Origin of the sequence: Brevundimonas sp., from assembly GCF_036963785.1 — a bacterium.
Taxonomy (GTDB): Bacteria; Pseudomonadota; Alphaproteobacteria; order Caulobacterales; family Caulobacteraceae; genus Brevundimonas.
Map to the genome: position 1 here is coordinate 273,139 of NZ_JBALUS010000001.1, position 18,519 is coordinate 291,657.

General features: G+C 67.7%; 18 protein-coding genes. 5 read left to right on the forward strand and 13 right to left on the reverse strand.

The annotated features are described in order from the left end of the window. Positions 1–40 precede the first annotated feature (40 nt). Positions 41–262, forward strand: a complete 222-nt coding sequence (locus V7672_RS01415) for a YdcH family protein (RefSeq protein WP_335622892.1) — start codon at positions 41–43, stop codon at positions 260–262. A 4-nt stretch (positions 263–266) separates the two neighbouring features. Here V7672_RS01415 and V7672_RS01420 read toward each other — a convergent pair whose 3' ends face one another. Further along, complete coding sequence (locus V7672_RS01420; protein ID WP_335622893.1) at positions 267–848, reverse strand: GGDEF domain-containing protein; 582 nt, start codon at positions 846–848, stop codon at positions 267–269. Between the two features lie 171 nt (positions 849–1,019). Between V7672_RS01420 and purE the strand changes: the two genes are divergently transcribed. Both purE and V7672_RS01430 read left to right on the forward strand, forming a co-directional pair. Next, entirely contained in the window at positions 1,020–1,529 is a 510-nt protein-coding gene (gene purE, locus V7672_RS01425) for a 5-(carboxyamino)imidazole ribonucleotide mutase (RefSeq protein ID WP_335623265.1), read from the forward strand. Then, positions 1,529–2,626: a 5-(carboxyamino)imidazole ribonucleotide synthase gene (locus tag V7672_RS01430; protein WP_335622894.1), complete on the forward strand. Its 1,098-nt coding sequence runs from the start codon at positions 1,529–1,531 to the stop codon at positions 2,624–2,626. Before purE ends, V7672_RS01430 begins: the two co-directional genes overlap by 1 nt. Here the strand turns inward: V7672_RS01430 and V7672_RS01435 are convergent. Continuing rightward, positions 2,623–3,291: a COQ9 family protein gene (locus tag V7672_RS01435; RefSeq protein ID WP_335622895.1), complete on the reverse strand. Its 669-nt coding sequence runs from the start codon at positions 3,289–3,291 to the stop codon at positions 2,623–2,625. The two genes, V7672_RS01430 and V7672_RS01435, sit on opposite strands and share 4 nt — an antisense overlap. Before the next feature lie 207 nt (positions 3,292–3,498). Between V7672_RS01435 and rpsU the strand changes: the two genes are divergently transcribed. Continuing rightward, on the forward strand, positions 3,499–3,732 hold the full coding sequence (rpsU, locus tag V7672_RS01440) for a 30S ribosomal protein S21 (protein ID WP_123288363.1): 234 nt from the start codon (positions 3,499–3,501) through the stop codon (positions 3,730–3,732). Between the two features lie 108 nt (positions 3,733–3,840). Here rpsU and V7672_RS01445 read toward each other — a convergent pair whose 3' ends face one another. The 6 genes from V7672_RS01445 to V7672_RS01475 form a co-directional block, all read right to left on the reverse strand. Then, positions 3,841–5,229 (reverse strand): ABC transporter permease, encoded by a 1,389-nt coding sequence (locus tag V7672_RS01445; RefSeq protein WP_335622896.1) that lies wholly within the window; start codon positions 5,227–5,229, stop codon positions 3,841–3,843. After that, entirely contained in the window at positions 5,226–6,188 is a 963-nt protein-coding gene (locus V7672_RS01450) for an ABC transporter ATP-binding protein (RefSeq protein ID WP_335622897.1), read from the reverse strand. Before V7672_RS01450 ends, V7672_RS01445 begins: the two co-directional genes overlap by 4 nt. 128 nt (positions 6,189–6,316) lie before the next feature. Beyond that, positions 6,317–6,943 (reverse strand): M23 family metallopeptidase, encoded by a 627-nt coding sequence (locus tag V7672_RS01455; RefSeq protein ID WP_335622898.1) that lies wholly within the window; start codon positions 6,941–6,943, stop codon positions 6,317–6,319. 220 nt (positions 6,944–7,163) lie between these two features. Continuing rightward, the gene (locus V7672_RS01460; protein WP_335622899.1) at positions 7,164–8,987 is read right to left on the reverse strand and encodes an autotransporter domain-containing protein; all 1,824 of its coding nucleotides are present in this window, start codon (positions 8,985–8,987) and stop codon (positions 7,164–7,166) included. A 91-nt stretch (positions 8,988–9,078) separates the two neighbouring features. Further along, entirely contained in the window at positions 9,079–10,971 is a 1,893-nt protein-coding gene (gene serA / locus V7672_RS15315) for a phosphoglycerate dehydrogenase (RefSeq protein ID WP_442888643.1), read from the reverse strand. Positions 10,972–11,010: 39 nt separating this feature from the next. Further along, positions 11,011–12,363, reverse strand: a complete 1,353-nt coding sequence (locus V7672_RS01475; RefSeq protein WP_335622900.1) for an SDR family oxidoreductase — start codon at positions 12,361–12,363, stop codon at positions 11,011–11,013. Between the two features lie 150 nt (positions 12,364–12,513). On the opposite strand from V7672_RS01475, the gene V7672_RS01480 reads away from it, so the two are divergent. Beyond that, positions 12,514–13,416, forward strand: a complete 903-nt coding sequence (locus V7672_RS01480; protein WP_442888645.1) for an Hsp33 family molecular chaperone — start codon at positions 12,514–12,516, stop codon at positions 13,414–13,416. Positions 13,417–13,420: 4 nt separating this feature from the next. On the opposite strand, the gene phoB is transcribed toward V7672_RS01480, so the two are convergent. The 5 genes from phoB to pstC are packed head-to-tail and all read right to left on the reverse strand — an operon-like array spanning position 13,421 to position 18,495. Next, positions 13,421–14,110, reverse strand: coding sequence for a phosphate regulon transcriptional regulator PhoB (gene phoB, locus V7672_RS01485; protein WP_123288353.1), 690 nt, complete (start codon positions 14,108–14,110; stop codon positions 13,421–13,423). Positions 14,111–14,127: 17 nt separating this feature from the next. After that, positions 14,128–14,868 carry a phosphate signaling complex protein PhoU gene (gene phoU / locus V7672_RS01490; protein WP_335622903.1) on the reverse strand — a complete coding sequence of 247 codons (741 nt, stop codon included), beginning with the start codon at positions 14,866–14,868 and terminating at the stop codon, positions 14,128–14,130. Positions 14,869–14,878: 10 nt separating this feature from the next. Next, complete coding sequence (pstB, locus tag V7672_RS01495; protein WP_335622904.1) at positions 14,879–15,766, reverse strand: phosphate ABC transporter ATP-binding protein PstB; 888 nt, start codon at positions 15,764–15,766, stop codon at positions 14,879–14,881. 4 nt (positions 15,767–15,770) lie between these two features. Further along, positions 15,771–17,060 (reverse strand): phosphate ABC transporter permease PstA, encoded by a 1,290-nt coding sequence (gene pstA / locus V7672_RS01500; RefSeq protein WP_335622905.1) that lies wholly within the window; start codon positions 17,058–17,060, stop codon positions 15,771–15,773. Further along, complete coding sequence (gene pstC, locus V7672_RS01505; protein ID WP_335622906.1) at positions 17,053–18,495, reverse strand: phosphate ABC transporter permease subunit PstC; 1,443 nt, start codon at positions 18,493–18,495, stop codon at positions 17,053–17,055. The genes pstA and pstC overlap by 8 nt, the downstream gene beginning before the upstream one ends. Positions 18,496–18,519 lie beyond the last annotated feature (24 nt).

Genomic DNA, 18,519 nt, shown 5'->3' on the forward strand with positions numbered 1-18,519 from the left:
GGCTCGGCTATACACAGGGAAATCAGGGGTATCGGCCGCAATGAACGACGACTCGAGTCTTACGGAAGAGGAGCTGGTGCTTCACATCCGCCTCCGGGGTCTGCGCCGTGAACACGCCGATCTGGATGCTGCCATCGAGGCGCTGGGCGCCACCGCCGTCCCCGATCAGCTGCGCATCGCCCGCCTCAAGCGTCAGAAGCTGGCCCTGCGCGACGAGATCGTGAAGATCGAGGCCCGCATCCTGCCGGACATCATCGCCTGACCCGCTAGCTGCGCCCCGGCTTCCTCAGCCACATGGCGGCGTCGGCCTCGGCCAGCCAGGTCTCGACATCTTCCTGACCCGTCCAGGCGCGCACCCCGAACGAGCCGCCCAGCGGCACAGTCCGGCCGTCATACAAAAACCCTTCGGTCTTCAGCGTCTCGGCCAGACGCGCCGCCTTGTCGCGGCCTTCCTCGATGCCGGCATTCATCATCAGCAGGCCGAACTCGTCCCCGCCCAGACGCCCGACCGCATCCGATTCCCGCAGATTGTCGCGCATCAGCTCGGCCACCCGCACCAGGGCCGCATCGCCCGCCGCATGGCCATAGGTGTCATTGACGCCCTTGAAACCGTCCAGATCCAGATACAGCAGCACCGCCGGCACCTGATGCCGCTTGCAATAGGCCATGGCCCGGTGGAGCGCCGTCACGAACCCGCGCCGGTTCAGGGCCGGGGTCAGCACATCGTGGTCGGCCGCGGCCTCGGCCGCTTCGGCGCGCGCCCGCAGGGCCTCGACCTCGGCGCGCAGCCGGGCCAGCTCGGCCTCAAGGGCGTCGGAATCCGGCAGCGGGGCAGTGGTCTGGGACACGGAAACGGCAGGGCTCCACAGTCAGTCGACGGGCCCCGACGGCCCGACTCAGGCGCTCTCGCCCGCCCCGATGCTAACCTGCTTGGTTGCAGGCGCAACGCGGGTGCTGTAACCGGCCCCTTCCCGCCCGCACGGGCGCGCGTTTGAGGGACACCCATGGCCCCGTCCTCCATGGAAACGACACCTCCGGCAGGGGATGCCACCGCCCCCGTGGCCATCATCATGGGCAGCCGCTCGGACTGGCCCACCATGAAGGCCGCCACCGACAGCCTTGATCGCCTCGGCGTCAGATGGTCGGCCCGCGTCGTCTCGGCCCACCGCACCCCCGACCGCATGGTCGCCTTCGCCCGCGAGGCCCGCGACAAGGGCATCCAGGTCATCATCGCCGGGGCCGGCGGCGCCGCCCACCTGCCCGGCATGGTCGCCTCCATGACCTCCCTGCCGGTGCTGGGCGTGCCCGTGCAGTCAAAGGCCCTGAGCGGGCTCGACTCCCTGCTCTCCATCGTCCAGATGCCCGGCGGCGTCCCGGTCGGCACCCTCGCCATCGGAGAGGCCGGCGCAAAGAATGCCGGCATCCTTGCCGCCCAGATTCTCGCGCTCAACGACCCCGTCCTCGCCGGTCGGCTGGATGCCTTCCGCGAGGCCCTGACCGAATCCGTACCCGAAACCGTCGAGGACTGATGAGCGACGCGCCGTCTCCGGTTCCCCCCGCCCTCGCGCCCGGCTCGACCGTCGGCATTCTGGGCGGCGGCCAGCTGGGGCGGATGCTGTCCCAGGCCGCCTCGCGCCTCGGCTTCGATGTCGTCATCCTCGACCCCGAGGAAAACAGCCCCGCCGGGCGCGTCTCGCGCGGCCAGATCGTCGCCGCCTATGACGACCCCACGGCCCTGAACGTCTTTGGCCGCGTCTGTGACGTGGTCACCTTCGAGTTCGAGAACGTCCCCGCCCGGTCGGTCGAGCTGCTGGCCGAGGCCGGCGCCCGGGTCGCCCCCGGCCCCCGCGCCCTGGCCGTCGCCCAGGACCGCATTCTGGAAAAGACCTTTCTCAACGAGGCCGGCGCCCCGACGGTCGAATTTGCCATGGTCGACGACCTGGCCGCGCTCGAGACCGCCCTTCAGGTCATCCCCCTGCCCGCCCTGCTGAAGACTCGCCGCGAAGGCTATGACGGCAAGGGCCAGGTCTGGATCAAGTCCGCGAAGCAGGCTGCCGCCGCCTGGAGCGCCATCGGCGAGCGCCCTGCGGTGCTCGAGGCCCGGGCCCTGTTCGTGCGCGAACTGTCGATCATCTGCGCGCGCGGCTGGGATGGAAAGACCGCCGTCTATCCACTGGGCTGGAACACCCATAAGGGCGGCGTGCTCAAGACCACCATCGCCCCGGCCGAGGTCGACTCAAAGACCGAGCGCCGCGCGCGCGCCATCGCCCGCGCTGTGCTGGAGCAACTGGACTATGTCGGCGTACTGGGCATCGAGCTGTTCGACCTCGGCGAGAGCCGCCTGCTGGTCAATGAGATCGCGCCCCGCGTCCATAACACCGGCCACTGGACCCAGGACGGCTGCGTCTGCGACCAGTTCGAACAGCATATCCGCGCCATCACCGGCTGGCCCCTGGGCCCCACCAATGCCCACGCCCGGGTCGAGATGACCAATCTGCTCGGCGACGGCATCGACCAGTGGGAAAAGCTGGCCGGCAAGTCCGACATGCGCCTGCACCTCTATGGCAAGGGCGAGGCCCGCCCCGGCCGCAAGATGGCCCACGTCAACCGCGTGCGCCCGCTCTAGGCCTCTGCTTTCGGCCCGTACCGCATCCGGCTGAGCACTTCGGTGACCTTGCGGAGGGGGGCCTCAAAATCCTTGCCGGCCTTCCACTTCTCGAAGGCCATGACGTTCTCGATCCGGTCGGCGACAAAGGCCTCGGCCGTGTCTCGCCCGTCGAACCAGCGCATCGTCAGGGCCGGGATCAGGAAGCCCGACAGGATGGTCCGCTTCGAATAGTGATTCCAGTCCGTGGCCGCGTCCCCGGCCCAGACCCACAGCCGGTCGGCCGTCTCCCACGCCAGTTTCAGCCCCAGATCGCTGTTGGACGGCAGAGCCAGAAAGCCCGCGCATTTGCGACAGGCCTCAAGGTCCTCGGCCCCGGCCTCCATCCGCACCGAAATGCCCCGCGCGATGCGCTCGCGAATCTTCAGCGTGGCCGGATCGACCCCGGCCAGGGCGGCAAAGGCCCGGTCGTCGTGGCGGCGGGACAGCAGGGCCGCCAGATCACGCGCCCCGTGGGGCAGCAGCAGGTCCTGATCGCCTTCCGACAGACCGGCCGCCGCACACGCTGCCCGGGCCATGGTGGCATTCCAGCCCAGACGCGGCGCCAGCGCCACCGCATGGTCCAGCACGGCCTGCTCGGTCTCGCGGGCCCAGCGGTCGGGATCGGTCTCGTCTGAGGGTGCCATATGCGCTATACTAGGCCCGCCGCTTCGGGGTGACGAGCCCCCGTGAAACCCCGCGACGATCTGCGACACCGTTCTGGACAGGGCGGGCCGCATCGTGTATCCGGCTCGCCTTCACCCGAAGACCCTCCGGTTTGCGGGACACTGTGTTTTTGTCTGCCCGTCTCCCTTCAGAAAGGACGCGGCGGGCAGTCAAAAGGAGAGATACCCCTGGTTCAGATTTTTGTCCGCGACAACAACGTCGATCAGGCGCTCAAGGCCCTGAAGAAGAAGATGCAACGCGAAGGCAGCTTCCGTGAAATGAAGCGCCACGTGCACTACGAAAAGCCGTCGGAAAAGCGCGCCCGTCAAAAGGCCGAGGCCGTGCGCCGCGCCCGCAAGCTGGCCCGCAAGCGCGCCCAGCGCGAAGGCCTGCTGCCGATGCCGAAGCCGCGTCCCCGGTAAGACCCGGCACTTCGCTGAATACACAAAGGCCGCCCCGGGAAACCGGGGCGGCCTTTTTGCTGCGCAGGTCACCTCCCCGTCACCGACGGGGAGGAGAAGCTCAGGTTCCTACCGCCCCCCGCCCTTGATCGCGCCGGCGAAGCTCTTCCAGCTCAGCTTCACGTCCGACAGGGCCCCGGCGCGGAACGCCCGACCGGCGATCCACACCATCAGCAAGGCAAAGGCGAACATTCCGGCCATGGTCCCCACGACCTCGATCATGGGCGGTTGGGAGGGCATGCGCGCACTCATCAGGAAGGGGGTGAAGAAGGGCACCCAAGACAGGATACGCACGATCGGCGAATCCGGGGTGTTCAGCGTCATCTGCATGACCAGCAGAGGCACCACCAGCACCATCATAATCGGCCCCATCAGCGTCTGAGCATCACGGGGTGTCTCGCAGAAGGCCCCGATGGCCGCGAACAGCACCGCGTACATCAGATAGCCGCCCACCGTGTAGGCGAGGAAGTAGAAGATCAGCCCGCCATCCAGCAGCGCGGCGCCCACATCGGCCGCCCAGGTGGGGGCAGCGGTGATCAGTCCGATCCCGCCCAGACCTCCCCATGCCAGAAGGACCGTCAGCGTCAACAACGCGACCCCCAGCACCTTGCCGGCCAGAATTTCGGTCGCCGACGCCGAGGACAACAGCACCTCGAGAATCTTGTTCGACTTCTCTTCCATCACGCTGTTCAGCAGGATGGAGGCACCGGTGATAACGAGCGACCACAGCAGGAAGCCGCTCAACAGGCCAACCAGCATCGGAATCTTGTCCCGGTCGGTCACGGCACCGCCACTCAGCGACTGGGGCGAGAAGCTCTGCACCTGCGGGTCATAGGTTTCAGTCTCGATCACCACGGCCGGATTGATACCGGCCGCCGCGAAGACCTCTCGCCGATTGGCAGATTTCAGGGCATCGCCAACAAACCGTCGGACCGCGCCGTCCGTGGCGCTTGCGCTCCAGACCCGGGCCGTGGGCTTGCCGTCAACGCGCGTCAGGAACACCACCGCATCCAGACGCTCGGACTTGGGGATCTCCTTGCCCAGGTATTGGCGGAGCAAGGCGTCCTGGGCCTCCCCTGGCGCTGAGGCTGCGAGATCGGCCGGAGCCTCGACAAAGAGGATCGATGAACGAGTAGCCGAAGTCGCGGCCTCTGCCACCGCGGGCTGCACCGGCGCGCCGGTGGCCTTCTCCGCCGCTTCCACGACTTCCCGGGCCTCCGCAGCCTGCCGCTCGGCATCCTCGGCCAGCGCGTCCCGGACGATGGCGGCAAGGCCGGTGGCCTCCGCGCCTTCTTCGATCAGGACCACCTCACGCTCCGGCTCGGAGTTCTTGACCAGATAGGCAAAGCCGCCGCCCAGCAGGCCGAAAAGCGGAAACGCCAGCAGCGACAGCCAGAAGCCGACAGTCATGGCGTAGGCGGCGAACTCGCGCCGCGCGATCAGAAGGGTGCGGCTCATCGGGCGGCCTCCAGGTTCTCGCGGTGGACCGTCTGGTCCTGGTTGGGGTCATCCCCGGTCAGGCCGATGAAGGCATCGTGCAGGGTCGGCTCGCGCAGCTCGAAGCGGCGCACGTCCAGCCCGTTGAGGAAGGCCGCCTTGAGCGCCTCCTGCCCCCGGCCGCCCGGGGCCAGCTCGGCCTTCAGCACATGGACGGAGCCATCGCTGCGTACGGCTTCGACCGCGACCACGCCCGGCAGGGCCTTTGCGGCTTCGGTCGGGATTGCCCCCTCCAGCTCAAGGAACCGCCGTGTGGTGGCCTTGGCCTCCTCCACCGTCCCCTCGAACGCCTTCTGGCCCCGGGCCAGCAGCACCACCTTGTCGCACAGGCGCTCGGCGTGCTGCATGACGTGGGTCGAGAACAGCACGGTGGCGCCGTCGGCGGCCAGCCCCCGGATCATCTCTTCCAGACCCTGCTGGTTCATCGGATCGAGGCCCGAGAACGGCTCGTCCAGGATCACGAACTCCGGCTTGTGCACGACCGCGGCGATCAACTGCACCTTCTGGGCCATGCCCTTGGACAGCTCCTTCATCTTCTTGGTCTGGGCGTGTTCCAGCCCCTGCTGCTTCAGCATCACCCGGGCGCGCTTGCGGCCCTCGCCCGTCGGCAGGCCCTTGAGCGCCCCGAAAAAGGCGATCGCATCGACCGGCGTCATCTTTTTGTAGAGGCCGCGCTCTTCGGGCAGGAAGCCGATCCGGTCCCGCACGCTGCGGCCATCGCTGGCCCCCAGAATGCTGATGGATCCGGACGTCTGCGGCTGCAGGCCCAGGATCATGCGGATGGTCGAGGTCTTGCCCGCCCCGTTCGGCCCCAGAAAGCCGCAGATGCTGCCTTTCGGCACGGAGAAACTCAGATCCTTGACGGCCTGAAACGCGCCATAGCGTTTGCTGATGTCGGTCAGGCTCAGTGCGGCGTCCATATGCGCCCCCCTTGGAAACTCTTGGTCAGGAAGAGTCCTAGGGTATGTAAAGGGTGTTTGACAACCTTGGCCGGAACGAAAGCGCGCCGGCTTTCATGAATTCCTTGTCATGATCCTGTGGGCGAGGCTCAGGAGGCCTCGATCACCACCACTTCAAAGCTGCGGCCCAGGACGCGCGTCGGATTGATCGGCGTGCCCCCCCGACGAACCTCGAAATGCAGGTGCGGACCGGTCGAATAGCCGGTCGACCCGACCAGACCCAGCCGGTCGCCGCCGCCGACCGCCATGCCGGTGGCCACATCCACGCGGCTCATGTGGGCATACATCGTCGTCATGCCGTTCGGGTGCGCCACCTCGACGAAGCGGCCATAGCCTTCGGGCTGATAGCCGGTGCGGATCACCACGCCCTCGGCGGCCGAGAACACGCCCGTGCCGGTCGGGGCGGCCATGTCGACACCGTTGTGCGGGCGCGCCGCACCCTCGCCGCCCAGACGGCGCATGCCAAAGCGCGAATTGATCGGATAGCCCTTCAGCGGGGCCTCGAAACGGATGTCCCGGGTCACGGGGCCGGCAGGCTCGGCCACGGCCACGACGGGCGGCGCCACAGGCCCCTTGTCCGTCACGCCGAGCGGATCGTCACCCGCAGGCACCGAAATCGGCGCCGCCGCCATGGCCAGCACGGCAACAGCGACAAGGCCGAGGGACTGGCCGGATTGGGTGGCGAGGGTACGCAGTCGGGCGTCAAGGCGTCGCATCAGGCGGCGTCTCCGTTCTGGATCATGCAGCGGGTGGAACGGCAGCCCCGAGGGCCCTAACCGGTCACTTTCGAATGAGGGGGCCTTGTGCCGTTCCCCTTGGACGAGAATGAGGCACAGGGCGCGTCAGGAGGTCGCACCGGGGAACTTTCTGATCGCACAATGAAAAAGGGCGGAGCCGCCTGGCCCCGCCCTTCCTCGTGATCGTTGGGACCGCTGTCTAGTTCAGCGGCATCCGCAGGGTGATCCCGCCGACGAAGCTGTCGGCATGATCGCCGTAGCGGCCCTTCAGGCCCAGGCCGACCTGCGCCGGACCCCAGTCGAGCTCAACGCCCATCTGGGCCAGCAGCTGACCACCCATCGGGTCTTCGATGTCGCGGTACAGCACCTGCGAGGGGCTGCCGGCGATGCCGGTTCCGACCGGATCCGAACTGTCGTCCAGGCTGTCGCGATATCCACCCTCGACATAGAAGGTCACGCCCTCGATGGCGCTTTCGGCGCGCAGGGTGACCTCGCCGGTGATGCCCTCGACCGTGCGGTCTTCATAGGCATACTGGGCGGCGACGCCATGTTCGATATAGCCGCTGACGTCGGTCGAGGCCCACGTCACGGCCACCCGCGGCGACAGGGAAATGCCGCCCATGTCGTACCAGGTCCCGCCCTGCACCCGGACACCGCGGCTATAGCCCTCGGTCTCGCCGGTGTGGACCACCGGGCCGACGCCGGTAGCCCGCTGGATATCATCATAGGTGTCGCGCGCCGCGCCCGCCGTGATGTTGGCGAACATCGGTCCCGACCGCCAGCCGACGAAGGCGTCGAACGAGAAATTCTCGCTGTCGAAGCGGGTCGGCCCGGCCACGGTCTCTGCCTGACGATAGCTGCCGGCAAAGCCCATGCGCCAGCCTTCGGAAAGGCTGTGGTCCAGGGCGACGCGAATGCCCTGTCCCTCAACTTCGGCTTCCGGCACAACACCGCGGGCATCGACGTCCGTGGTGTCAGCGGTCAGGCTGATGTCCAGGGTGGTGCGGCCCGGTTCCCACGCGGCCCAGCCCGACAGAGCGTCCGAGGCCATGTCCAGCGAGTCCTCGCGCTGGCGCATCGACAGTTCGCCCTGGTGTGCCGTGGCGGCACCCCGGTCGCCGTAATAGAGATAGTCGTTGGCCAGGCTGGCGATGGCCCGGTGGCCGGCCGCCGTCGGGTGAACCCCATCCAGATAGAAATAGTCGTCCGGGTTCGCGCACAGCGTCAACGCCACCTGATTGAAGCAGGGCTGGGTGACATTGGTCACGCCGAACGCTGTCGGATTGCCGGCGATGGTGTCACCGATCTTGAACAGGTCCATCAGGATGATGTTGGTGCCGGGCCGGTTGGCTGCGACGGTGCTCAACCCGTTGGAGATGGCACCGTTGAACGTCGTCACGGCATAGTCGGCCAGAGGCGCGGCGGCCGTCCCGCCGAACTGAGGCGTCAGGCTCAGCTTCGGCAGGTTGCTGACCAGGATCGTTCCGGCCCCGGCGGCGGCGACAGTGTCAACCAGCAGGGTGATGTCAGCGGCGGCCGAGAGCGACACGACCTGAATGGCTCCGGCCGGATTGATCGAGCCCCCGGCGGCGGGAAGCCCCTGGAAGATGTTGTTGGCGCCGCCCAGAATGCTGACCAGATCACCGGAACCAAACGTCCCGCCACCGCCCAGATAGGCGTTCAGCTGGGTCCGCATGCCGGGAGGGGCTCCGGCCAGATCGGTGCGCGCGCCCCCGAAGGCATAGTTGATGCTGCCGGCGTTCGAATCCCCGGCGGCGAAACGGCCGAGGTTGAAGCCCAGCAGCTCGACAAAAACCGGTCCGGTCGAGAACCGGCCCTGGTAATAGAAGGGCGCGGGCGGCTGCGCCCCACCGGTGAACAGGAACAGGTTGCCGTTGTCGCTCAGGCTGTCGCCGAACACGACCAGACGGTTATAGCTCTGGGCATTGGCAGTGCCCGCAAGGGCGACGCCCGCGGCAAGGGTCAGGGCCGCTGCAGCGGCAGTGCGCATGAAACGAGACATAATGTATTCCTCCCTCAGTCGTCAGACGCGACTGTTAAGGGCAGTCTGCGCGCGACTGTGACAGTTCTGCAAGATGCCGCTAGGGAAACCTTCAGTAGAGGGATCGAAACCGAAGCGTTCCGGGCACACTCTTCAACGCGTCCAGCGCCCCTGCCTGATAGTCCCGATCCACGTCCGTGATGACATAGCCGGTGCGACCATCGGTCTTCAGGTGCTGCCCCAGGATGTTCAGCCCGGCCTCGGACAGGGCCTGGTTCAGCGCGGCCAGCACACCCGGCTGGTTCTGGTGGATATGCAGCAGGCGGTGCGCCCCCTGCACGTCCGACAGCTGCACATTCGGCAGGTTGACGCAGAAGGTCGTGTCACCCCGGTTCAGATAGCCCAGCAGGCGTGACGCCGCGAACGCCCCGATGGCCTCCTGCGCTTCCTCGGTCGACCCGCCGACATGCGGGGTCAGAATGACATTGGCCAGGCCGCGCAAGGGGCTGTCGAACGGATCCTGATTGGTCCGGGGCTCTTCAGGAAAGACGTCGATGGCCGCGCCACCCAGTCGGCCTTCCCGCATGACCTCGGCCAGGGCGTCGATATCCACCACATGACCGCGCGACAGATTGATCAGCACGGCCCCCGGCTTCATCCGCGACAGCTCCGCCGCCCCGATCAGACGGTGATTTCCCGCCCTCCCGTCGACGTGCAGGCTGACCACATCAGCCTCGGCCAGCAGGTCGTCCAGCGTGATCACCGGCCGGGCATTGCCCAGCGCCAGCCGCTCAGACAGGTCGTGATAGATGACCCGCATGCCCAGCGCCTCGGCCAGCACCGACAGCTGCGAGCCGATGGCGCCATAGCCGACGATGCCCAGCGTCTTGCCGCGCAGCTCGCGCGAGCCCCGCGCGCTCTTGTTCCAGCGCCCCGCATGCATCGCCGCCGACCGGTCGACCACCCCGCGCATCATCGTGATCACCAGCCCGATGGCCAGTTCCACCACCGAGCGGGTGTTCGAATAGGGGGCATTGAACACCGCAATGCCCCGGCGACTGGCCGCCTCCAGATCGATATGATTGGTCCCGATACAGAAGGCCCCGACCGCCATCAGCCGGTCCGCGGCGTCGATCACCCGCTCGCTCACGGCCGTCTTCGACCGCAGCCCCAGCACATGCACGCCCTTCAGCCGTTCTATCAGCGCGTCCTCATCCAGGGCCCCGGTCTCGCACTCGACCGAATATCCCGCGTCTTCCAGCGCCGCGACCGCCGCCGGGTGCACCGACTCCAGCAACAGCACCTTGATCCGGCTGCGCGGATAGGACCACCGCCCGGCCAGCCCCTCGGCGTGCAGAACCTCGTCCAGTGAAACGGCCACCGAATCCGCCGCCTCCACCACGCGCGGGCGGCGCACCACTTCGCAGAAGGCGTGGAACCGGTCGGCCAGCCCGGCCAGACGCACCTCGGCATCGGTCCAGCCGTCGCCGATCATCACCACCGGTCCCGACAGACCCAGCGCGCGGATGGCCGTCACCTTGCCTCCATCGGCCGACAGCGGGTTGGCGCGGTCCACCCCGGTCACCCGGCCCGCCTCGTCATAGGTCAGGTCGTTGGCCAGCACCCGCGCGTCCGCCACACCCAGATGCCGCGCCACCGGTGCGATCACGTCGCGAAAGCCGCCCGACACGATCACCAGCCGGTCGGCGTGGGCGCGCAGGGTCTCGACATTGCGCGCAACCGAGGGCGCCAGTCGCTTTACCGCCTGGTCGGCCAGCGTCTGCACATGGTCCCGGGTCAGCGGCAGCAGGGTCAGCCGGCGGGTCAGGGCCTCGTCAAAGCCCCGCCCGCCCGACATGGCCTGATCCGTCAGGGCGGCGATCTCGGCACGGATTGCCCCGGCCTCCGGCGCGCCCTCCAGCGCCAGCTCGGCCAGGACCTCAAGCGTCTCGAAGCCGACCAGGGTCGAATCGAAGTCGAAAATCAGTGTGGGCGCTGAGGACATGGCCCGACCTTGACCCACCTTCGCAGTTGCAGCAACGGCTCAGTCGTCGTTTTGCCGGGCCTTCAGCGCGACCGCGGCCAGAACCCCCAGCAGGGCGACGGTGGCCGCGACGGCCCCGCCCTCCTTCGCATGGTCCCGGGCATAGTGCCCGGCGTCCGAGGCATAGCGGCGGGCACGACCGCCCGCATCTTCCAGCCCCCGCCGCGCCCGTCCGCCATAGCGGTCCAGCTCGGACTGCAGGGCCTCCAGCCGTCCGTCCATTCCGTCAGAGCGCAACCGCGCCAGCCACGGCATGTCGGGCATCGACGGCATGGCCGGCATCCGCCAGCGACGCGGGTTGGCCTGAGTCTTCCAGCGCTCGAACCGCGTGGGCCCCGACTTCTGGTTGAGCAGCACATAGCCGACGCCCACGGCCACCAGCAGCGCCACCACCGCCCCCGCAATGCCCGGATGCTTGCGCACCTCGGCCAGGGTGCTGAAGCGGCGCACCACCGGATAGTGCAGTTCGTCCGCCAGGCCGTCGTTGGTCGGGTCGTACAGGCCGTCGTCCCAGGGGTGATAGTCGTGGCTCTTGTCGCGCATCATGGACGGAGCAAAGCGCGCGAACAGCGGCTCCGCAACCCCCGGCAGCGCCGAATAGAAGGACGCGATCAGCCGTCCGCCCCCGCCGACCGTAATCTCGCGGATCGGGTGGCTGGCGCAGTACAGCACCGTATCGGCCACCACATGGGTGCCATAGACGGGCTGCGGATTCTGCACCGCCTGCCCCGTCAGATTGCGGGCATGGCGGTTGTAGGGGGTGTCGATCGCCGCCGGCTTGACCAGGCTCAGCGACACCGGGGCCTTCTCGCGGATCAGCTCCATCCGCAGCGAATTGGTGAACCCCTTCACCGCATGCTTCGACGCGGCATAGATGCCCTGAAGCGGGATGGGCGCGTCCGACAGGATCGAACCGACATTGACGATGGCCCCGCCGCCTGGGCGTCCGCGCAGATGCTCGACCGCGATCAGCGAACTGTTGACCACGCCCCAGTAGTTGGTCTCGAACAGGCGCCGCTGGTCCTCCAGCGTGGTCTCGCGGATCGGGCCAAAGATCGACACCCCGGCATTGTTCACCCAGGTATCGAAGCCGCCGAACAGACGCCTGCACTTGTCGGCCGCCTCGGCCAGGGCGTCATAGTCCGCGACATCGGCGGCCGCCCAGGCCACGCGCCCGCCCTCGGCCTGGATATCCTCGCACAGGGTCTTCAGATCCTGCTCGCCCCGCGCGATCAGGAACACACAGGCCCCGGCCCGCGCCGCCCGTCGCGCCGTCGTCAGCCCGACGCCCGACGTCGCGCCCGTAATGACGATCGCCTGATCCTTGAGGGGTTTCAGCTGGGGCTTTGACATCACACGCCTTCGTTCACAGTGGGGGCCGACAGAACAACGGCACAGGTCCCGCGCGGTTTCCGGCCATATCATAAGGCAAGGCTTGCAAGGGCTTAAATTGGTCGCGGCCACCCCCTATCTGTGCGCCTTCGCCTTCAACAGGATACCGACGTGACCGACGCCTCCCGCCTGCCCGACGACCGGGTTGCCGCCTTCCAGATCGACGGCCAGCCCGTGCGCGGCCGCATCGTCAGCATGGGTCCGGCTATCGACACCGTGCTGTCGGCCCATGCCTATCCGGCGCCGGTCGCCGAACTGCTGGGCGAGGCCTGCGCGCTGGCCGCCCTGATCGGTTCGGCGCTCAAATTCGACGGGCGGCTGATCGTCCAGGCCCAGGGCGACGGCCCGGTGCGCTACGTTGTCTGTGACTATGGCACCGAGGGGACTCTCCGCGGCTACTGCCGCTATGACGAGGACGAGCTCGCCGCCCTTACCGCCGATGACGCCCGCCCCGGCGCCCACCGCCTGCTCGGCAAGGGCGTCTTCGTCATGACCCTCGATCAGGGCCCCGACTTCGACCGCCACCAGGGGATCACCCCCATCGAGGGCGGCAGCCTGGCCCTGTGCGCCGAGCACTATTTCGAGCAGTCCGAGCAGATCCCGACCGAGGTGCGCCTCGCCGTCGGCCATCTGACCGACGAGACGGGCAGCGGCTGGCGCGCCGGCGGCATGATGATCCAGCGCCTCGCCGCCGACACCGCCCGCGGCGAGACCGACGACGCCTGGACCCGCGCCCGCGCCCTGTTCAACACCATCAGCGCCGACGAACTGATCGACCCCCAGGTCCCGTCAGAGACCCTGCTCTACCGCCTGTTCCACGAGGACGGCGTCCGCCTTGAGGCCGGCCAGTCGCTGGAGGCCCTGTGCCGCTGCTCGCCCGACCGCATCGCCACCGTCCTCGACAGCTTCACCGACGAGGAACGCGCCGAAATGGTCGAACCCGACGGCAAGATCCACGTCACCTGCGAATACTGCGCCAGGGTCTATGCGCTGGAGGCGGGTCAGACGGGGTGAGCCCCTACCCGTCCAGATCCAGCGAATAACCCGCCGAGCGCACCGTGCGGATCGGATTGGCGGTGCCTTCGACGCTCAGCGCCTTCCTCAGGCGGCCGACGTGGACGTCGACCGTGCGCGCCTCGACATAGACGTCCGAGCCCCAGACCGCGTCCAGAAGCTGCTCGCGGCTGAACACCCGGCCCGGGTGCTGCATGAAGTGATCCAGCAGACGGAATTCGGTCGGGCCCAGGTGGATTTCCTTGCCCGCCCGGCGGACCCGGTGGGCCACCCGGTCGATGACGATGTCGCCGTGGTTGATGCGGTCGTCGGCCAGGCCGGGCCGGATGCGGCGCAGCACCGCCCGGATGCGCGCGATCAGCTCGGTCATCGAGAACGGCTTGGTCAGATAGTCATCGGCCCCGGTGTCGAGGCCGCGCACGCGGTCGGTTTCCTCGCCGCGCGCCGTCAGCATGATGATCGGCAGATTGCGGGTCTCGGGCCGTCCGCGAATACGGCGACAGACCTCAATGCCCGACACCTTGGGCAGCATCCAGTCCAGTAGCACCAGATCGGGCAGGCGCTCGTCGATCTGGACCAGCCCCTCCTCCCCGTCGCCGGCGACCACGACGCGGTAGCCTTCCTTTTCCAGATTGTACTGAAGCAAGGTCGCCAGCGCGTCCTCGTCTTCCATCACAAGAACATAGGGCTGCACAATTCAGGTCTCCGGTCTCAGGCCTCTTGCGGGCGCAGGGGGTCGTCGGTCGCCATGACGTCAGAATCCGACGGGGTCGGCGTCCAGCGCGGCCGCTCACCGATCATGTCGCCGCCGGTGATCTCATAGTGGATGGTCTCGGCGATGTTGGTCGCGTGGTCGCCGATCCGCTCCAGATTCTTGGCCATGAACAACAGGTGCGTACAGGCCGTGATCGTGCGCGGGTCGCCCATCATATAGGTCAGCAGTTCGCGGAACAGGCTGTTGTAGTGCTCGTCGACCTCGTCGTCCGAGGTCCAGACGCCCATCGCCCGATCGACGTCCGACGCCGTATAGGCGTCCAGCACATCGCGCAGCCGGTTCGAGACCAGCTTGCCCATCCGCTCGATCGACCGGGTCAGCGGCAGCATGGGTTCGCCGTCCGCCAGGATCAGCGCCCGCTTGGAAATGTTGCGCGCCAGATCGCCCGTCCGCTCCAGATCGACCGCCAGCTTCATCGCCGACAGGGTCTTGCGCAGGTCCGAGGCCACCGGCTGGCGCAGGGCGATCAGGCGGATGGCCTTCTTCTCGATGTCGCTGTGCAGGGTATCGAGGCGGGCATCCCGCTCGACCACAGCCCGGGCCAGCGCCACGTCACGACGGGCCACCGACTCGATGGCGTCGGCAACCTGGGCCTCGGCCAGGCCACCCATGCGGGCGACAATGGCCGTCAGCTGGTTCAGCTCGTCTCCATACGATTTGACGGTGTGCTGGTTCATTCAGGATATCCTAGCCGAAACGGCCGGTGATGTAGTCGAGCGTGCGACGTTCGCGCGGATTGGTGAAGATCTCTTCGGTGTCGCCGGTCTCGATCAGCCGCCCCATGTGGAAGAAGGCGGTGCGTTGGCTGACACGTGCGGCCTGGGCCATCGAGTGCGTGACGATGACGATGCAGTAGCGTTCGCGCAGTTCGTCGATCAGCTCCTCGATCTTGGCCGTGGCAATCGGGTCCAGCGCCGAGCAGGGCTCGTCCATCAGGATCACTTCCGGGTTGACCGCGATGGCGCGGGCGATGACCAGACGCTGCTGCTGCCCGCCTGACAGGCCGGTGCCCGGCGAATGCAGCCGGTCGGCCACCTCTTCCCAAAGGCCGGCGCGGCGCAGCGATTCCTCGACCACCTCGGCCAATTCAGCCTTGGAGCGGGTCAGGCCGTGAATGCGCGGGCCATAGGCGACGTTCTCGAAGATCGACTTGGGAAAGGGGTTGGGCTTCTGGAACACCATCCCGACGCGGGCACGCAGCAGCACCGGGTCCAGCGAGCGGGCGTTGATGTCCTCGCCGTCCATATCGATCCGACCCGTCACCTTGGCCCCGGCGATGGTGTCATTCATCCGGTTCATGGTGCGCAGGAAGGTCGACTTGCCACACCCCGACGGGCCGATCAGCGAGGTGACCGTCTTGTCCGGGATGTCCAGGCTGATGTCGAACAGCGCCTGCTTGTCACCATAGAACACCGACACATCGCGTGCGGAAATCTTGGTCGGGCCCACCGGGGCCGCGCCCTTGGGATCGGTCGCGGCCTTGGCGGCGGCGGCCAGTTCGGCAGGCACCTCTGCGGCGGGCGCGGATGCGCCGGCTTCCAGTCCGTCCTGCGAGCGATAGATCGTCTGTTTCATGCGTTTACCACCGGCGCTCGAAATGACGCCGCAGCAGGATGGCGGCAGCGTTCATCACGATCATGAAGGTCAGGAGAACCATGATGGCCGCGGCGGTCCGTTCGTGGAACGCGCGCTCCGAGGCATTCTCCCAGATGTAGATAAGGGACGGCAGGGCACCGGTCGGCTCGGTAATCGAGCTGGCGATACCCGGAATGAAGCTGACCATGCCGATCAGCAGCAGGGGCGCCGTCTCGCCGAGCGCATGGGCCAGCGAGATGATCGCCCCGGTCATCACGCCCGGCAGGGCCAGCGGCAGCACATGCTGGAACACCGTCTGGGTGCGGCTGGCGCCCATGGCCAGCGCCGCCTCGCGGATCGACGGCGGCACCGCCTTCAGCGACGACCGCGTGGCGATGATGATGGTCGGCAGGGCCATCAGGGCCAGGACAAGACCGCCCACCAGCGGCGACGAGCGCGGCAGGTGCATCCAGTTGATGAACAGCGCCAGACCCAGCAGGCCGTAGACGATCGACGGCACGGCGGCCAGGTTGTTGATATTGACCTCGATCAGGGCGCTCAGCCGGTTTCGCGGCGCAAACTCTTCCAGATAGACCGCCGCCGCCACGCCGATCGGCAGGGCCAGGAACGCCGTGACCATCAGCATCAGGGCCGAACCGATCACCGCACCCAGCACGCCGGCCAGCTCGGGCTCGGTCGAGTCGCCGCTGGTGAACAGGCGGCTGTTGAAGTGGGCGCGGACCTTGCCGTCCCCCTCCAGCTCGTCCAGCCAGCCGATCTGCTGGTTCGTCAGGCGACGTTGCTCGGCCGGCGTGTCGATCGAGATCTCGTCCTTGAAATACAGGTCCGCTTCGTCCGAGACCGGCACGTCGAACATCACCGTCTGACCGATCAGCGAGGGGTCTTCCGCCACCCGCCGGGCGATCTCGAACTTCAGCTCGGACGAGAACAGGCCGCGCATCTCTGCGGCCAGCGGTCCGGCGGCATCGCCTTCCAGTCCACGGTTGGCCAGCTGCTGCGAGGCGACCATCTGCTCGAAATTGGTGCCCTGCGGATAGGCGGGATCGATGCGCGCCGGGTCCAGATAGACCGGCACCGACACCTCATGGGCATAGAAGGCCGTGTGCCCCTGATCGATGATCCGGCCCAGCAGCAGCGCCAGAAAAGCCACGGCCACGGCAATGGCCAGAATGCCATACATCCGGAACCGGGCCTCGCGGGCATAGCGCCGCTTCAGCCCGCCCCGCAGCCGGTCCAGACGGGTCGCCGTCATCGCGTCCTGGGTCTCAGTCATACTGCTGCCGATACGTCTGCACGATGCGCTGGGCCACGATGTTCAGCGCCAGGGTGACCAGGAACAGGGTCAGGCCCAGGCCGAAGGCCGCCAGCGTCTTGGTCGAGTTGAACTCCTGGTCGCCGGTCAGCAGGGTCACGATCTGCACCGTCACGGTCGTGACCGTGTCCAGCGGGTTGAGCGTCAGCCGCGCGGCAAGGCCCGCCGCCATGGTCACGATCATGGTCTCGCCGATGGCCCGCGACATGGCCAGCAGCAGCGCCCCGGCCACACCCGGCAGAGCGGCTGGCATCAGCACCCGCTTGACCGTCTCCGACTTGGTCGCGCCCATGGCATAGGACCCGTCGCGCAGCGACTGCGGCACGGCGTTCAGGATGTCGTCGGACAGGGAACTGACGAACGGGATCAGCATGATCCCCATGACCGCCCCGGCCACCAGCGCCATCTGGTTCTGGACCAGCATCAGATACTGCCCCAGCCCGTCCAGCGGTCCGCCGACCAGCCAGCGCCCGATGGTGTTGAAGAATTCGCGGAAGGCCGGCCCCACCGTCAGCGCGGCAAAGAAGCCGTAGACCACGGTCGGCACACCGGCCAGAATCTCGAGCACCGGCTTGATGACCGCCCGGCTGGCGGATCCCGCATATTCCGACAGATAGATGGCCGCGAACAGGCCCACGGGCGCCGCCACCGCCATGGCGATCAGCATGATCAGGAAGGTGCCGGCAAACAGCGGCAGGGCCCCAAATGCCCCGGTCGAGCCGACCTGGTCGGCGCGGATGGCGGTCTGCGGGCTCCATTGGGTACCGAACAGGAACTCGGGCAGCGGCACCGCCGAAAAGAACCGCGTCGCATCGATCAGCAGCGAGGCGATGATGCCGATGGTCGTCAACACGGCAATGGCCGAACAGACCAGCAGCAGGCCGACGATCCAGCCCTCCACCCGGTTGCGCGCCCGGAAGTCCGGCCGGATGCGGAGGAAGGCGATAATGCCCCCCATCAGTGCGACCAGGATGGCTCCCACCGCTCCGGCCCAGTTCAGGGTCGTTTCGATCCGGGCGGACCGGGCGCCCTCGGCGGCCAGATGCTGCGCCAGCGCTGGCTCCCAGATCGCCTGGGCCGGCTGGCCGTCCGCGACGCGTGCGGCATCGGCGACGAACGCATTCTTGCGGAAAGGCTCAAGGCTCGCGACCGCCTCGGGCTGGCCCGTCTGGACGAGTTGCTGGGTGATCGGCCCCGACAGCAGGGACAGGGCCACCAGCACGAAGATCGCCGGTGCGGCCACCCAGATCAGGGCATAGGCCCCGTGCTGCGCGGGGCGCGAGTGGGCGCGCTCCCGGCCGGTCAGCAGGGCGGCACGACGTGCGGCCCGGCGCTGGCCCAGCACGAAGGCCGCCGCGGCCAGCACGATCACGATCAGAAGGACGGTCAGGGTCATCAAGGTCCGCGATACGGGGAATCA

Coding starts and splice junctions, on each gene's coding strand:
- V7672_RS01415 (WP_335622892.1), top strand. CDS start 41: ATGAACGACGACTCGAGTCTTACGGAAGAGGAGCTGGTGCTTCACATC.
- purE (WP_335623265.1), top strand. CDS start 1,020: ATGGAAACGACACCTCCGGCAGGGGATGCCACCGCCCCCGTGGCCATC.
- V7672_RS01430 (WP_335622894.1), top strand. CDS start 1,529: ATGAGCGACGCGCCGTCTCCGGTTCCCCCCGCCCTCGCGCCCGGCTCG.
- V7672_RS01435 (WP_335622895.1), bottom strand. CDS start 3,291: ATGGCACCCTCAGACGAGACCGATCCCGACCGCTGGGCCCGCGAGACC.
- V7672_RS01445 (WP_335622896.1), bottom strand. CDS start 5,229: ATGAGCCGCACCCTTCTGATCGCGCGGCGCGAGTTCGCCGCCTACGCC.
- V7672_RS01450 (WP_335622897.1), bottom strand. CDS start 6,188: ATGGACGCCGCACTGAGCCTGACCGACATCAGCAAACGCTATGGCGCG.
- V7672_RS01455 (WP_335622898.1), bottom strand. CDS start 6,943: ATGCGACGCCTTGACGCCCGACTGCGTACCCTCGCCACCCAATCCGGC.
- V7672_RS01460 (WP_335622899.1), bottom strand. CDS start 8,987: ATGTCTCGTTTCATGCGCACTGCCGCTGCAGCGGCCCTGACCCTTGCC.
- serA (WP_442888643.1), bottom strand. CDS start 10,971: ATGTCCTCAGCGCCCACACTGATTTTCGACTTCGATTCGACCCTGGTC.
- V7672_RS01475 (WP_335622900.1), bottom strand. CDS start 12,363: ATGTCAAAGCCCCAGCTGAAACCCCTCAAGGATCAGGCGATCGTCATT.
- phoU (WP_335622903.1), bottom strand. CDS start 14,868: ATGAACCAGCACACCGTCAAATCGTATGGAGACGAGCTGAACCAGCTG.
- pstB (WP_335622904.1), bottom strand. CDS start 15,766: ATGAAACAGACGATCTATCGCTCGCAGGACGGACTGGAAGCCGGCGCA.
- pstA (WP_335622905.1), bottom strand. CDS start 17,060: ATGACTGAGACCCAGGACGCGATGACGGCGACCCGTCTGGACCGGCTG.
- pstC (WP_335622906.1), bottom strand. CDS start 18,495: ATGACCCTGACCGTCCTTCTGATCGTGATCGTGCTGGCCGCGGCGGCC.